Annotated in this window: 11 protein-coding genes and 2 pseudogenes; 6 read left to right on the plus strand and 7 right to left on the minus strand. The window is 63.0% G+C overall.

The annotated features are described in order from the left end of the window. Positions 1-50 precede the first annotated feature (50 nt). The gene (locus ACHIRB_RS12055; protein WP_395123960.1) at positions 51-935 is read left to right on the plus strand and encodes a LysR family transcriptional regulator; all 885 of its coding nucleotides are present in this window, start codon (positions 51-53) and stop codon (positions 933-935) included. Here the strand turns inward: ACHIRB_RS12055 and ACHIRB_RS12060 are convergent. Beyond that, a complete protein-coding gene (locus tag ACHIRB_RS12060; RefSeq protein WP_395123961.1) occupies positions 926-1,414 on the minus strand; it encodes an FBP domain-containing protein in 489 nt (162 codons plus the stop codon). The genes ACHIRB_RS12055 and ACHIRB_RS12060 overlap by 10 nt on opposite strands. 97 nt (positions 1,415-1,511) lie before the next feature. Then, positions 1,512-2,435: a LysR family transcriptional regulator gene (locus tag ACHIRB_RS12065; RefSeq protein ID WP_395123962.1), complete on the minus strand. Its 924-nt coding sequence runs from the start codon at positions 2,433-2,435 to the stop codon at positions 1,512-1,514. 81 nt (positions 2,436-2,516) lie between these two features. On the opposite strand from ACHIRB_RS12065, the gene ACHIRB_RS12070 reads away from it, so the two are divergent. Next, positions 2,517-3,446 carry a DMT family transporter gene (locus tag ACHIRB_RS12070; RefSeq protein ID WP_395123963.1) on the plus strand — a complete coding sequence of 310 codons (930 nt, stop codon included), beginning with the start codon at positions 2,517-2,519 and terminating at the stop codon, positions 3,444-3,446. Positions 3,447-3,498: 52 nt separating this feature from the next. Here ACHIRB_RS12070 and ACHIRB_RS12075 read toward each other — a convergent pair. From ACHIRB_RS12075 to ACHIRB_RS12090, 4 genes and pseudogenes are all read right to left on the minus strand, one after another. Continuing rightward, a pseudogene (locus tag ACHIRB_RS12075) lies at positions 3,499-4,957 on the minus strand (GntP family permease). A 24-nt stretch (positions 4,958-4,981) separates the two neighbouring features. Next, positions 4,982-5,614, minus strand: a complete 633-nt coding sequence (locus tag ACHIRB_RS12080) for a bifunctional 4-hydroxy-2-oxoglutarate aldolase/2-dehydro-3-deoxy-phosphogluconate aldolase (RefSeq protein ID WP_395123964.1) — start codon at positions 5,612-5,614, stop codon at positions 4,982-4,984. Then, entirely contained in the window at positions 5,611-7,224 is a 1,614-nt protein-coding gene (locus ACHIRB_RS12085) for an N-acyl-D-amino-acid deacylase family protein (protein WP_395123965.1), read from the minus strand. Before ACHIRB_RS12085 ends, ACHIRB_RS12080 begins: the two co-directional genes overlap by 4 nt. A gap of 15 nt (positions 7,225-7,239) precedes the next feature. Further along, a pseudogene (locus ACHIRB_RS12090) lies at positions 7,240-8,600 on the minus strand (type III PLP-dependent enzyme domain-containing protein). Between the two features lie 74 nt (positions 8,601-8,674). Between ACHIRB_RS12090 and ACHIRB_RS12095 the strand changes: the two are divergent. The 4 genes from ACHIRB_RS12095 to ACHIRB_RS12110 all read left to right on the plus strand — a co-directional run bounded on the left by ACHIRB_RS12095 (position 8,675) and on the right by ACHIRB_RS12110 (position 12,601). Next, a complete protein-coding gene (locus ACHIRB_RS12095) occupies positions 8,675-9,724 on the plus strand; it encodes a sugar kinase (protein WP_395123966.1) in 1,050 nt (349 codons plus the stop codon). Beyond that, positions 9,721-10,506: an IclR family transcriptional regulator gene (locus tag ACHIRB_RS12100; protein ID WP_395123967.1), complete on the plus strand. Its 786-nt coding sequence runs from the start codon at positions 9,721-9,723 to the stop codon at positions 10,504-10,506. The genes ACHIRB_RS12095 and ACHIRB_RS12100 overlap by 4 nt, the downstream gene beginning before the upstream one ends. Further along, a complete protein-coding gene (locus ACHIRB_RS12105) occupies positions 10,503-10,910 on the plus strand; it encodes a RidA family protein (RefSeq protein WP_395123968.1) in 408 nt (135 codons plus the stop codon). The genes ACHIRB_RS12100 and ACHIRB_RS12105 overlap by 4 nt, the downstream gene beginning before the upstream one ends. Before the next feature lie 71 nt (positions 10,911-10,981). Beyond that, positions 10,982-12,601 (plus strand): BCCT family transporter, encoded by a 1,620-nt coding sequence (locus tag ACHIRB_RS12110; protein ID WP_395123969.1) that lies wholly within the window; start codon positions 10,982-10,984, stop codon positions 12,599-12,601. Positions 12,602-12,673: 72 nt separating this feature from the next. Here ACHIRB_RS12110 and ACHIRB_RS12115 read toward each other — a convergent pair whose 3' ends face one another. Then, entirely contained in the window at positions 12,674-14,215 is a 1,542-nt protein-coding gene (locus ACHIRB_RS12115; RefSeq protein ID WP_395123970.1) for a hypothetical protein, read from the minus strand.

Raw genomic sequence — 14,215 nt, forward strand, 5'->3', positions numbered from 1 at the left:
CGAGCGTCACGTCCATTTCACGTTTGCACCGAGGAGCGTAAGATCAACTGATGCTGGATGTCCGGAAGCTACGCCTTTTGCGTGAACTTGCCCATCGTTCAACGATTGCGGCCGTGGCCGAAGCGCTGTCGTACACACCGTCCGCCGTCTCGCAGCAGTTGACGGCACTCGAACGCGAGACCGGCGTAGCACTCCTCGAAAGAACGGGTCGCCGCGTTGTTCTCACGCCTGCGGCACACGCATTGGTAGCGCACACCGAGACGATTCTCGCGGCACTCGAGCAGGCGTCCGCAGACCTTGCCGCCAGTCGAACCGTCCTCACCGGCGCACTGCGGATCGGCGCCTTCCCCACCGCGGTCCGAACGATTCTGCCGCCGGCGCTCGTCGACTTGAGTCGCAACCATCCCGATCTCGAACTGATGGTGACCGAGCTGGACCCGGCAACGGTCCCGGACGCGATCCGAACCGACGCCTTGGACATCGCGCTACTCCAGGAGTACGACTACGTACCCGCCGAGCCCGATCCGGCATTGGAGACCGAACACCTCCTCACCGAGACGATCTATCTTGCAGCGCTGGATGCCGACCCTCTTGCATCGCGTCGAGACGATTCCTGGATCCTCGGCACTCCAGGCACGTTGTGTCACACGATGACCGTTCGTGCTTGTCAGGCAGCAGGTTTCACGCCACGAGTGCGTCACCACGCCGACGATTTCAGCACGGTCCTCGCGCTGGTTTCAGCAGGGCAGGGCGTGGCACTGGTACCCGAACTCGGCGCGTTGACCCGGCCGCCGAACGTCGTCCTCGGAGCGTTGGCTGCCCGGCGGACGACCCAGATGGCGTTCAGGCGTGGCAGAGGGTCCCATCCCGGCGTCGTTGCGGCGCGTAATGCGTTGCGGGCGTCCGCATCCGCGATCGGAGACGGCTATTCGTAGAGCCTGGCGACAAACGCTCCGATGTTGGTCTGTACTCGCTCGGCCTTTTCCTCCGGCGTCAGATCCTCCTTGTACCGCGTGCCCATCGAGGGCTTCTTCTTGCCCCGCGCGTAGAGCGGACACGCCAGATCGGTGCACATGTAGGTGCCGATCGAGTTGCCGCGACGGCCGGATTCGCCAGCCTTGTGAGCGGTCAGCAGAGCAACTCCACCGCCGGAGTGGGTGGTCAGGCAGATCGAGCACATCTGCTTCTTGCCGGATCCGCCGGTCTCGTAACGCAGGAGGACTCCGACAGCTCCGTCGTCCTGAGGGACCACGAAATAGGCCCGCCCGGGCATCGACGGGTCGGTCCAGCCGAAGAAGTCGAGATCGTCCCACGGGCGCTCGTCGAGGTTGCGCGGCACCGGTAGTCGTTTGGCTGCACCTTTGGAGCAGTTGACGAACGACGAGCGGATCTCGCGTTCGGTGAGCGGTTGCATTGTGGTTCGTCCGTTCCGGTTCTTGGGTCGAGGCGGAACTCAGGTTACGGAGGTCCAGGATCGGCGTCCACGCCTTTTCGCGTCGCACGCAGTCATGTCAGGTCGACTGAGTCCCGGCCAAGCCTGCTTCGAGTCGACCAATTGCGATGTGGTCGCGCAGCAGTTCGAGAACTCGCGCGACAGCGAGATTCGAACGCAAAGTCGCCCTGGTACGCACCGCGATCCGACGTGTCGGTGTCGGGTCGACGAGCGGAACAGCGATGACGGTCGGAGGTAGCTGACCGCAGCCGAGAACCGGCACAACCGTGATGCCGACCCCTTCCGCCACAAATCTGATACCGGTCGCATAGTCGTGCGTTTCGATGTGGAACGTCGGCATGAAACCTGCTGCAGCGCAGGCACGTAGCGTCGCCTCGCGACACGGACCGCGCGCGACGTCGTTGTCGACCCAGCGCTCCGTTTCCAGTTCGGAAACCTTGATCTCTGCGCGATCGGCGAGTCGATGGTCTCGCGGAAGCACGACGACATACGGCTCTTCGAGTAGCGGATGTACGTCGTACTCGGTGCTACTGGCGAGCGGACTGCCTTCCACGAATATCTCGATGTCGGGATCGGGGGTTGCGTCCACCACCAACTCGACCAGACGCAGATCTATGCGCAACCCGGGGAACTCGGTGGTGATCGTCGCGATGATCGGTGGGATCCACGCGGACCCGGCAGAAGCGAAATAGCAGACCGACAGTCGCCCGGTATGTCCGTCGCGCACATCGGCGACGAACGATTCGAACTCGGCCATGCTCTCCAGAACTCGTCCGGCCTCGTGCGCGATCGCGCGACCCACTGCGGTTGGTACCACGCCGCGGCCGTGTCGTTCGATGAGGCTGAGGCCCGTTTCCCTCTGCAATACGGTGAGATGCTGGCTGACTGCAGACGGTGTGTAGCCGAGCGTTGCGGCTGCCCCGTTGATGGAACCGTCGGCGACAACCGCCCTGAAAACACGGAGTCGGTGCAAATCGATCATCGCTTCAATGTACAGCAATACTGATGTGAAGTAAAGAAGAAATCGTTTGTGCTTACGTGTCTGAAGGTCGAGAGTGGACGTATGACAACAACCGCGTCCGAGCCGACGACGACTGACGAACCCATAAGTCGCGGCCGCTTGCTCGACCTGCCTGGTGTGCCCAGCCTGCCTGTGCTCGCGGTGGTCGTCACCGTGCTGCTGTGGGCGTCGTCGTTCGTCGTGATCCGATCCGCTGGAGAGCAGTTCTCGCCAGGCCCGATGGCCCTGCTTCGGCTGACCGCGGGAACTGTTGTGCTGGTGGGGATCGCGTTGCGATATCGCCGACCACTGCCGCGCGGTCGCGCTCTCGGCTTGGTCGTCGGCTACGGACTGGCCTGGTTCGCCGGCTACACGGTCTTGCTGAACTGGGCCGAGCAGCATCTCGACGCGGGCACTGCCGCACTGCTCGTCAACTTCGCACCAATCCTCGTCGCCGTGTTCGCCGGGCTGTTCATGTCGGAAGGCTTTCGTCGCCCCCTGGTTGTCGGCATTGCGATCGCCTTCATCGGTGTGGTCACGATCGCGGTCGGCGGATCGGGCGGCGGAGCCAACGACTCGCTCGGCATCGTCCTCGGTCTGATCACTGCCGTTCTCTACGCGGCGGGGGTGCTGATGCAGAAGGTTGCCCTACGGACCGTAGATGCGGTGACGGCGACCTGGGTCGGGTGCTTTGCGGGTTTCCTTGCGCTGCTACCGTTTTCGGGAGCGGCGATCAGCGAGGTGTCGCAAGCGCCGGTCTCGTCGATCCTCGCTGTCGTCTACCTCGGCGTCGGGCCGACTGCCATCGCCTTCACAACCTGGGCCTATGCCCTCACGCGTTCGGATGCAGGCAAGATGGCCGCAACCACCCTCGTTGTCCCGGCCATCGCGATCCTGATGTCCTGGGTCTTCCTCGGTGAGGTTCCGACCATCTTCGGCTTCGTCGGTGGTGCGCTGTGCCTCGGCGGCGTGTGGCGGCTACGCCGCTCGTGAGTCCTTTCGGAGGTCCCCGCCCTCCGAAAGGACTCACGAGGCGCGGAGCGCCCTAGGCGAAAATTGCGAACAAGATCGCCGCGACGGTGAAGCTCACGACCGACAGGATCGTCTCCAGGACGGTCCAGGTCTGGAGCGTCCTGCTTGACGGTCAGGTTGAAGAACTTCGAGATGATCCAGAAGCCGCCGTCGTTGACGTGACTCAAAACGATCGAACCTGCGGCGATCGCCATCGCAATGAGGGCGACAGCCATCTGCGAGTAGTTCTGTTCCGCCACGAGCGGGGCGACGATACCGCCGGTTGTCACGATGGCCACCGTTGCCGACCCCTGTGCGATGCGGAGGCCGCAGCTGATGATGTATGCCAAGACGATGATGGGAAGTCCTGCAGCAGACATCGTTTCAGCGAGTGCCGACCCGATTCCTGTGGCGGATATGACCTTTCCGAAGAAGGCACCCGCACCGACCACGAGCAGCAACATGCCTACCGGACGCAGCGACTCTCCGGTGAGCGTGCTGAGGTCCTGCACACTCGATCCCCGCCGAACCCCGAGCACGCAGAAGGCGACCAGGACAGCAATGAGCAGGGCAACCGCGGGCGTACCGAAGAACGTGAGCACCTGCAGCAAGCTCGAACCCTCGTCGAGCAGTTGTGTTCCGAAGGTCGCGCCGAGAATGAGGACCAAGGGGATCGCGATGATGGCGCCGATCAGACCGACCGACGGTGGTGCGGTAACAGTCTTCGGCGGGTGCGGCTTCACGATTGTTGCGCCACCCGCGCCGCCGCCTTCGTCGCCGGATTCACGGTCGGGTGTGACGAGGAACTCGGGCGGGACCTCGACGTGGATCCGCTTGCCGATGTAGCTACCCCACACGATGCCTGCGGCAATGAATCCTGGTATACCGCAAACGAATCCCATGAAGATCAGCCAGCCGAGGCTCACTTCGAGCAAGCCGCCGAGTGCGACCGGGCCCGGGTGCGGCGGTAGGAACGCGTGCGTCATCGACAGGCCGGCGAGCATGGGCATTGCGTACAGCACCAGCGATTTGCCGCCACGTTTCGCCGCGACGTAAACGAGGGGCGCGAGTACGAAGATGCCGATATCGAAGAACACAGGGATGCCGAAGATCAGGCCGAGCAGACCCATTGCGACCGGCGCGCCGCGTTCGCCGAACACTCCGAGCAGCTTGGTGGTCAATACGTCTGCACCGCCGGATTTTTCGAGGATTGCGCCGAGCACTGTACCCAGACCGATGATGACGGCGATATGCCCGAGGATGCTGCCGAACCCCACCTCGAGCAGCGACTCGTTGCTCTTGATCGCGGTACCGACGATCTGCGAAACCGGCAGTCCCGCAGCAAGAGCCAGCGCGAGACCGGTGATGAGCAGCGCGATGAACGGCTCGAGTTTGACCTTGATGATCGTGAACAACAAGACGGCGATTGCAAGGCCACAGAGCACCAGTAGACCCGGCGTGGACGTGCGTAGCCAATCGATTATGGAACTCATGGATGGACCTTCCAGTGCATTCTTCTAGGAGATGGACGAGACGAACGAGGCTGCGCGAGCAGAGATGTCGGACCACCGACCGTCGGCGACGGCGGCCGGCGAGACGACATCGGTGCCTGCGGTGACGGCGACGGCACCATTGGCGAGGAAATCGGCCGCATTACCTGCGTTGACTCCTCCGGAAGGGATAAGTGCCACATCAGGAAAAGGCCCGAGCAGGTCTTTGAAGTAGCCGGGTCCGAGTGACCTCGCCGGAAAGATCTTGACTGCGGCAGCGCCGAGATCCAGTGCAGTGAGAACTTCGGTCGGCGTGAAGGCGCCCATAACCACCGGGATGCCATGTTCGGCTGCAACCTCGGCGACAGCTGGACGTACGCCAGGTGTCACCAGAAACTTGGCGCCACAGTCGATGGCGGCGCGAGCCTGTTCCGCGGTGAGGACTGTGCCGAGGCCGAGGACCGCACGCGAGGAGTCGGCGGCTGTGCGCAGGTATTCCATAACCCCGGGCGTAGTCAAGGTGAGTTCGAGTGCACGAATTCCGGAGTCGGCCAGCGCATCTGCAAGTGCGACAGGGTCGGAGATGGTGGGTGCGCGAACGACTGCGAGCACTCGATCCTCGAGTATCACATCCATCGCTGTCAGTCGTGCGGTTGTCATCGGGTCTCCTTGGTGGACGGGTTCATGCGGAGGGCGCGGCCTGCGAGATTGCCTGTCGGCGCGCCGTTTTCGATTGCGCACACACCATTGACCAGGACGTGGCTGATCCCGCGGGCCTGCTGCTTGGGGTTGTCGAACGTCGCGGTGTCGGTGATCGTCTCGGGATCGAAAGCGACGAGGTCGGCCGCGTAGCCGGGTCGGATCAGTCCGCGATCATGCAGCCGTAGGCGTTCGGCAGGGCGTCCGGTCAGGTGATTGATGCAGTCCTCGAGGCCCAGCAGGCCGACGTCGCGGACGTAGTGGCCGAGGTAGCGAGGGAACGTTCCCCACGCACGCGGGTGTGGTCGTTCTCCGACGAGGATCGCGTCGCTGCCGCCCATGTGCTTGGGGTGCAGCATGATTGCACGGACGTTCTCTTCGTGCCCGACGTGCTGCAGAATCGTCGTCGCAAGTTTGTCTCGACGAAGCAGGTCGAAGAACACGTCGACCGGTGACAGTGCCCGCTCTGCTGCGATTTCGACGACCGTCTTGCCGACGTAGCTGTCGAGTTCGGGATTCGCGACCCCACTGAGCTGGATCGTCTCCCACTCGACGGTGACGCCATGGCAGCCGTCCGAGCCATGCACGTTCACATCCTTCGCAATGCGCTCCCGCAGCGCCGGATCTTCGAAGCGTTCCAACGCGGCGTCCGGCCCACCCGACATTGCCCAACTGGGTAGCAGCGCCGACAACGTCGTCGCCCCGGGTAGGTACGGGTAGGTGTCGAGGGTGATATCGCACCCCGACTCGATTGCCTCGTCGACGATGGCGAGGAATTCCGGTGCACGACCTCGATTTACGCCGAAGTTCATGGTCGCGTGTGTCAGGTGCAGTGCGCAGCCTGTCGTGCGTGCCAACTCGATCATTTCGGCGTATGCCTCGAGCGCGCCGGCTCCGTAGGAACGAGTGTGGGGCGCGTAGAAGCCACCGAAGTCCGCGACAACCTCGCACAGCGCGGCGAGTTCGCCTGTGTCCGCATACATTCCAGGGGTATAGGTGAGACCGCTCGACATTCCGACGGCACCTTCGGTGAGGCCCTGGGCTAGCAACTCCTGCATATGTTGGATCTCGCGTGGAGTCGCCGGTCGCTTGTCCGCGCCGACCGCAAGGAGGCGCAGCGTGCCCTGCGGCACGAGGTAGGCCGCGTTGGGCGTGATGCCGCGGTCGAGCCGGTCGAGATAGCCGGCGACAGTTCGCCAGGAGAAGTCGAGATCGGCGGGATTGCCGTTCCAGCCTGCTATTTGGCGCCGGATGACGTCGAGAGCTCGGTCGTCGATCGGAGCGTAGGCGATGCCGTCCTGACCGAGGACCTCGGTCGTGACGCCCTGGCTGATCTTCGCGAAGTGGCCGGGATCGGTCAGTAGCCGCAGATCGGAGTGCGCGTGCATGTCGACGAAGCCGGGAGCAAGGACGGTGCCTGGTCCGGGTTCGATGGTCTTCGTGGCCTCGACGCCTGACCGTGGAGCGACGATCTCGGCGATGCGTCCCGCATCCACAAGCACATCGGCGCGGTATCGCGGGGAGCCGGTCCCGTCGACGACGTCGACGTCTCTGATCACTAAGTCGGTCATGGTGTTTCGCTCTGTCTAGAAGAAGGTGTGGATGAGGTCGACGATGCGGTGGTGTTCGGCGTCGGCGTCGTCGAGCACCGGGATCAGTCGCCACTTGTCGAAAGCTGTGCAGGGGTGGGAAAGTCCGAGTCGGACGACGTCCCCGATCGCAACGGCATCGGCTTGCCTGCCGGGCAGCCGGAGAAACGCATGCTGATCGTTGAGCGCGGAGATGGTTGCTCCCGAATCGAGCACTCGAGCGTCCGGTCCAGCGATACGTTGCGGCACCGGCAACCCCTCGTCGTAAGGGAGGTCGCGCTTGCCCGCATCGAGCAGCGCGAGTTCGGGTTCCGGGTGGGAGACAACTCTCGCCCAGCCGTGCATCGCCGATCGCAAAGCATGTTGGGATGGCGATTCCATGCGGGCCTCGATCATCGGCGAGATGCCCGCATAGAACCCGTCGTCGTGAATTATGTATGCGCCGGAACGGAGTACGACCGAGGTGTCGACGCCGTCGCCGTGATCGCCGGAGAGTTGGGCGAGTCGATCCACGACGAGGTCTTGGTACGCGCTACCGCCGGCGGTGACGATCGCGCGCTCGGTATAGATTCCGGCGCTGCGTATTTCATCGTGAAGACGGGCGAGGGCGTCGAGATAGCTGCGTACGTTGGCAAGTCCGGAAGCGGTGCGGTCGTGGCTCAGTGCCCCTCGTAGCCGCCGACGCCAGTGAGCGACAGGTGAGACGACTTCGCCACCGCGTGAGCCACAGCCAGGGCAGACTCGACCGATCGCGCGCCGGTACGTCCGTGCGGACCGCCGAGTTCGACGATCACGTTGACGTGGGCCTCGCCCGCCGCGGCCTTCAACGTGTCGTCCATCAGCGCGACGGTCTCGACGCTGTCGGCCCAGCAGTAGAAGTCGAAGGATGGGTCGCGGTCCAGCTCCTCGGCGATCCACCGCAACCCGACGGGATCGACCAGTGCGTTCGCGAGCATGATGCGCTGGACGCCGTAGGACCGGGCGAACTGCACTTGCCAGATGGTCGCGAGCGTTATTGCCCACGCGCCGGCGTCCAGCTGCCTCGACCACAGTTGCGGCGCCATCGTCGTCTTGCCGTGCGGTGCGAGCAAGACACCAGCCTTGTCGGCCCACTCGGCCATCGTGGCGACGTTCGAATCGATGGCAGCGTTGTCCAGCGTCAAGGCTGGAGTGATCAACTGCTCGAAAGTAGGCACGGTGCCGAGGAATTCGTCGACAGTCGAGCCCCAGGCGGCGGGTGGCAGACCCTTGTGCTCCGGTCCGAGGGTGCGGTTGCGGAGTGCTGCTACTGCCTGAGCGTCGATCACAGTCTGGATCCTTCCGGCTGTCGTTCTAGCGTTGCGTATTATGCAACGCATATTGCGTATTTTGTTCGACATGGCTATTCTGCAATGAACAGCTCGTGAAGCGCAAGGGTTCGGAGGAGATTGATGTGACGTCGCCAACATCGGTTCGGCCACGGGTGGTCACCGTCGGAGAGGGTCTGGCAGTGCTGGTCGCGCAGCCAGGACCGCTGGAGGATTCGGCTACCTTCGAAAGAACCGCAGGTGGGGCCGAGGCGAATGTCGCAACCGTTCTCGCACAGCTCGGCGTCGATGCTTCCTGGGTGTCGCGTGTCGGCGACGACGGTTTCGGTCGCTACCTTGTCGCGCAACTGGCGCGGCGCGGCATCGATGTCTCTGCCGTGGTGACCGATCCTGCTCGCCCGACGGCGGTCTATGTCAAGGAGCGCGGAATCGGTGACGGCCCACTCGGCGCGGGTGAGAGCCGGATGCTGTACTACCGCAATGGATCTGCGGCGAGTGCGTTCAGTCCCGTCGACCTCACCGCTACCCCGGCCGCTGGGTTGTTGAATCACGCGAATGTCGTCCACTTCACGGGGATAACCACGGCGTTGTCGGACTCCGCTACGCAGCTGACCGAGGTGCTGATCGCCCTGCCCCGTGGGGCCCGCCAGGTGAGTTTCGACCTCAACTACCGACCCGCACTGTGGGCGGCGCGAGGCCTTGCGGGGACGGAGGTCGCCGAGATCCTCGCCCGACACGTCCGTGGGTCCGATGTCGTCCTGATGGGTGCGGACGAGGCGGGCGCTGTGTTCGGGACGGAAGACCCCGCCGAACTGCGACGACTGTTTCCGGAGCCGACGCACCTAGTGGTCAAGAACGACGCACATACGGTCACCGGGTTCTGGCGGAACGAGCGAGTCGACGTTCCCGCATTGCGTCTGGACGTTGTGGAACGGATCGGTGCCGGGGACGCGTTCGCCGGCGGTTTCCTTGCAGGGTTGCTGCAGGGCCGGGACCACCAGGAGCGACTGCGGTTCGGGCACCTTTGCGCCGCAGCGGCTTTGACGGGACACGGCGATGTCGCCGAATTGCCGCAGGTAGCCGAACTGCACGCACTGGCGACGGTGCCTACGCCGGAATGGGCGCGGATGGACTACCGACCCGGCCTGCGTGTGCCAGAGAATGTGGCGTTATGAGCCAAAGCCTCCTACGTGCACTGACGATTCTCACCGCTCTCGGCGAGGATTCGAAGTCGCTCGAGCAACTCGCGACCCAACTCGACGTCCACAAATCGACGGTGTTGCGTCTGCTGCGGACGATGGAGTCCGAGCGCTTCGTCTTTCATGACGACGAGCATCGATATCTGCTGGGTTCCCGGTTCTTCGAACTGTCGAATCGTGCACTCGAACAACGCGACATTCGAACGCTTGCCAGGCCGCATCTGAGTGCGCTCAATTCGAGCACCGGACAAACGATTCACCTTGCAACCTACGAATCCGGCGAAGCCGTCTACATCGACAAGTTCGACGCGATACAGAGTGTTCGGATGTATTCACGAGTGGGTCGTCCTGCGCCGTTGCATTGCACTGCGGTCGGCAAGGTGTTGGTCTCGGCGCGGCCTCGGTCCGAATGGCGCGCAATCGCCGAGAGCATCGAATATCCGAAGTTCACGGAGCGAACCATTCTGTCACCCGATGCGTACCTCGACGAGCTCGAACATGTTGTGGCGCAGGGCTATGCAGAGGATCACGAAGAGCACGAGAGCTTCGTCAACTGTATCGGCGTTCCGATCCGCGACGGAACCGGCGCAGTGGTCGCAGCCGTCAGTATGTCCGTTCCCGACATGTTGCTCGACCACGATCAAGTGTTGGCCACACTGCCGCAGGTGCGTGCCGCCGCGGCAGCGGTATCAGCCGAACTCGGCTGGAGTCCGGACATTCAACACATTCAACCAGCTCCCAAGAAAGGCATTCGATGACCGGCAAGATTGCAGTAAGTACCACCGACGCCCCCGCACCTGCACACACCTTTTCCCAGGGTGTTCGCAAGGGTCCGTTCGTTCAGGTCTCCGGGCAGGGTCCGGTGGATCCTGCGACGAACGAGTATCTCTTTCCAGGAGATGTTGGTGCCCAGACGATTCGCACGCTGCAGAATGTCAAGGCGATCATCGACGCGAGCGGCGCAACCTTCGACGATGTTGTGATGCTTCGCGTCTACCTGACCACGCGCGACGATTTCGCCGCAATGAACGACGCCTACGGCGAATTCGTCGTTGCAAACACTGCCGGCGATGTGCTCCCGAGCCGAACGACTGTGTTCACCGGTCTCCCCCGTGAGCAGATGCTCGTCGAAATCGACGCAATCGCGGTCATCAGCGACTGATTGCTGTTTGCTCGTTGTTAATGTTGCGGTCAGGGCTTGTTTTTGTAAGCCGATCAAAGCACCTTGTAGGTATGGCGATCCACGACGATCCGGCCCTGATCGATTCCTCTACCGGTGACGAACCCGGTCCGAAGCGCCATGGCCCTGTGCCCGTCGACCGCATCGTCTTCGCGGTGACCGCCGCGATCGCTGCGGCGATTCTGGTGTGGGGCCTGGTGTGGCCGGACAACCTGAAGAGTATTTCCGATTCGATTCTCACCTGGCTCGTCGTAAACCTCGGCTGGCTCTTCGTCGTCGCTGCGTCCGGTTTCGTGTTGTTCGCAATATGGTTGGCGGTCAGCAGGTTCGGGAAGATCCCGCTCGGTAAGGACGGCGAGAAGCCCGAGTTCAACACCATCAGCTGGATCGCGATGATGTTCAGCGCCGGAATGGGTATCGGCCTGATGTTCTACGGCGTCAGCGAGCCTCTCACCCACTTCGTCACGCCGCCGCCTGGTACCGAGCCTGGTATCGGAACGGCCATGGCAACGACGATGTTCCACTGGAGTCTGCATCCCTGGTCGATCTATGCGGTCGTGGGTCTGGCGATCGCGTACGGCACCTATCGCATGGACCGCAAGCAACTGATCAGTTCTGCGTTCATTCCGTTGCTCGGCAGGAAGCGTGCGGAAGGCCCGATCGGCAAGGTCATCGACATCCTCGCGATCTTCGCGACGATGTTCGGTACGGCGGCGTCCCTCGGTCTCGGTGCGCTCCAGATCGGTTCAGGCGTAGAGGTGCTCGGCTGGATGGACGCGGCAGGGACGTTGCTCCTGGTCGCTGTCGTGGCTGTTCTCACGCTGGCGTTCGTTGCGTCCGCGGTGTCGGGCGTTGCCAAGGGTATTCAGTGGCTGTCGAACACGAACATGGTTTTGGCGCTGATCCTCGCGATCTTCGTCTTCGTATGTGGACCAACGGTTCTGATCCTCAACCTGATACCGACGGCGCTGGGTGACTACGTCTCGCAGATCACGGGGATGTCCGCTCGCACGGCCGCTGCCGGCGATGACGAGACCGCAAAGTGGCTGTCGTCGTGGACGATCTTCTACTGGGCGTGGTGGATCTCGTGGACCCCCTTCGTCGGCATGTTTCTTGCTCGCATCAGCCGTGGCCGCACGATCCGGCAGTTCGTCATAGGCGTGATCCTTGTGCCAAGCATTGTCAGCTTGCTGTGGTTCTCGATCTTCGGCGGTTCGGCTATCGGTCAGCAGCGTGACGGCGCCGATCTGGCGGGCAAGGGCAGCCCCGAGTCGCAACTATTCGGCATGCTGTCGGAGTTGCCGATCGCAGGCATCTCGTCGTTCCTCGTCATGGTGCTTGTCGCGATCTTCTTCGTTTCAGGTGCGGATGCGGCGTCCATGGTGATGGGCACACTGTCCCAGCGGGGAACGCTGGAGCCGTCGCGGTGGACCGTTGTGTTCTGGGGCGTACTGACCGGAGGCATTGCGGCGCTGCTGTTGTGGAGTGGTGGTTCCGATGCGCTCAGCGGACTGCAGACGATGACGATCATCGCGGCTGCGCCGTTTGCGATTGTCATGATCGGGCTGTGTGTATCCCTCTACCGCGACCTGAGCAGCGATCCACTGATCATCGAAGGTCTGCGACGTCGACGAGAGCTGGAGGAGGCGGACGTCGGCGCTGCGAAGAAATGAGGACGGGGCACTCGGCAATGTTTCATGTGAAACCTCGCGGAGCTGGCGAAACGCGCGGTAGATCGACCTCGGTCACGCGCCTCTGGCGAGGTCGAGCAGCGTTGCGACGTCCAGTTCGGTCGGAGTTTCCATCGTTCGATCCGAGATGCGACGAAGACCATCGGCGACCACCCAGACCGTGCCCTTTGCATCGATGGTGACGCTGGGATCTGGACTGAAAACGGGTGCGCTGACTACCGGTTCGACGTTCGCGTCGAGAAGAGTGAACAACCAGGCTTGCCGTGCGGCGTCGTTGGGAACGGGACCGTCGAGTGGCCACCAGCCCGAACGACCTGATCCGTCCGGTGGATGATCGACGATCCAAAAGTGTGGACCTACCTGGCCGCCGTAGATGGGCGACCGGGGAAGCGTGCCGACGGCGCGAAGACTCAGATCGTCGGCCGCGATGAACAGTTTCGCGTCCTGGCACACACGCAGCGGTTCCCCCGCAAGTAGGGCGCGATAGCGGGATCCGAATGTCGTTGCGGGTCCTAGTTTTACATCGCCACCGACGCCGACTCGAACGAGACGGTCCCGCGCTGTCGTGTGGTCCTTCTGGTCGGGCTCGCGCAGGAGGACCACAAACGATCCGTCGTCGGTGACGATCGACTGAACCAGACCCTTGGGAGCTTCGACAACAATCGGTTCGTCGTCCGGTGTGTGCAGCGTCCATGGTCCGCGTGCGCTGCACGCGAGCAGCGTCTCGCCGATCGCGGCGCCAGCTCTGACGGCAACACTGTCGATGCGGCGTGGAGGTTGACCGTCGCCGCAGCGATACGTCCCGTCCCTACCCGCCACCCAGCAGCCTGTCGGCGTAGCCCAGACGGTTCTACCGAGTTCGCTGGCGATAGCGCCGGGTAAAAGCTGTTCTACAGCAACGCCATTGGATATCTGGACGACAAGCGGTAACTCGCGATCGAGCACCCAGAGGGTGTTCGCCGCACTGGACACCGCACCCGGGACGATGCTCTGACGAAGCGGCAGATCAGGTACGTCATCGAGATCGAGCTCGATCAGGGCGCCTACTTCGCGGTCGAATTCGCGCGGCTTGTCTTCGGTCGACTCAACTCGGTACGTATCTCCCCTATCGAAGAATCGAGGTGCTCGATCGACTTCACGAAGCTTCCGATATCCACCGAGGAGTCGCCACGAACGGCTCTCGCCAGGTTTCGGTTGAAATCGCTCGCTGACAATCTGCACACGGCGTACTCGTCCCCGAACCCGCCCGTCGGTGTCGTATCCCATTACGCCGTAGAACTTTCCGGTGAGTTCCACCGCACCGGTCAGCGGTCGGTCGCCACGCCACGATGCGGTCCAGCCGTCGCCACGAAGAAGTCCTCTCCATTGCCAGCGGTGCATGGCGTCGAGGCCCGTTCGTTGCAGGACGGGATTGTGCTCGTTCGGCTCGAGGACCGCTCGTATGGTTACGGCATCCCCGCAGGAGGATGGCAGTTCGACGAAGCGCAACGGAAACTCGATGACGGCGCCCACCTGCGGCGGGGTGATCTGACCGTCTTCGATCGCAACTTCTTGGATCAGCACGGAGATCGTGCGCTGCGGCCTACTCGCGCTCAT

The organism is Antrihabitans spumae, assembly GCF_043944905.1.
In the GTDB taxonomy this organism is placed as follows: domain Bacteria; phylum Actinomycetota; class Actinomycetes; order Mycobacteriales; family Mycobacteriaceae; genus Antrihabitans; species Antrihabitans spumae.

Coding starts and splice junctions, on each gene's coding strand:
- ACHIRB_RS12110 (WP_395123969.1), top strand. CDS start 10,982: ATGGCGATCCACGACGATCCGGCCCTGATCGATTCCTCTACCGGTGAC.
- ACHIRB_RS12055 (WP_395123960.1), top strand. CDS start 51: ATGCTGGATGTCCGGAAGCTACGCCTTTTGCGTGAACTTGCCCATCGT.
- ACHIRB_RS12070 (WP_395123963.1), top strand. CDS start 2,517: ATGACAACAACCGCGTCCGAGCCGACGACGACTGACGAACCCATAAGT.
- ACHIRB_RS12085 (WP_395123965.1), bottom strand. CDS start 7,224: ATGACCGACTTAGTGATCAGAGACGTCGACGTCGTCGACGGGACCGGC.
- ACHIRB_RS12115 (WP_395123970.1), bottom strand. CDS start 14,215: ATGAGCGCGAGTAGGCCGCAGCGCACGATCTCCGTGCTGATCCAAGAA.
- ACHIRB_RS12100 (WP_395123967.1), top strand. CDS start 9,721: ATGAGCCAAAGCCTCCTACGTGCACTGACGATTCTCACCGCTCTCGGC.
- ACHIRB_RS12060 (WP_395123961.1), bottom strand. CDS start 1,414: ATGCAACCGCTCACCGAACGCGAGATCCGCTCGTCGTTCGTCAACTGC.
- ACHIRB_RS12105 (WP_395123968.1), top strand. CDS start 10,503: ATGACCGGCAAGATTGCAGTAAGTACCACCGACGCCCCCGCACCTGCA.
- ACHIRB_RS12065 (WP_395123962.1), bottom strand. CDS start 2,435: ATGATCGATTTGCACCGACTCCGTGTTTTCAGGGCGGTTGTCGCCGAC.
- ACHIRB_RS12080 (WP_395123964.1), bottom strand. CDS start 5,614: ATGACAACCGCACGACTGACAGCGATGGATGTGATACTCGAGGATCGA.